This window comes from Polynucleobacter sp. AP-Latsch-80-C2 (genome assembly GCF_018882185.1).
Taxonomy (GTDB): domain Bacteria; phylum Pseudomonadota; class Gammaproteobacteria; order Burkholderiales; family Burkholderiaceae; genus Polynucleobacter.
In genome coordinates, this window is the sequence record NZ_JACVOY010000052.1 from 1 (window position 1) to 223 (window position 223).

Below are 223 nucleotides of genomic sequence, written 5' to 3' on the forward strand. Positions count from 1 at the left end.
ATGGCTGGAAGCTTGAACCCGCTTTGAGGGTACCGCCATTGACAGTCGTGCCACCGCTGTAGGTGCTGTTGGTGGTGGCGTTGCCTAGGGTTAAAGTACCTACTCCTGCTTTTGTCAGAGTAACACCTGTACCTGCGATGATGCCGTCAATCGAACCAGCACCACTATTGGTAATCGAGATGGCGCTACTGCTAGCTAAGGTAATCGCATGGGCAGTTAAGGT

At 52.5% G+C, this 223-nt stretch carries 1 protein-coding gene; it reads right to left on the reverse strand.

Annotated features, from left to right (window positions below):
• Nucleotides 1-223 (reverse strand): autotransporter-associated beta strand repeat-containing protein (locus ICN47_RS12835; protein WP_216220300.1); only part of this gene is annotated, 223 nt, incomplete at both ends.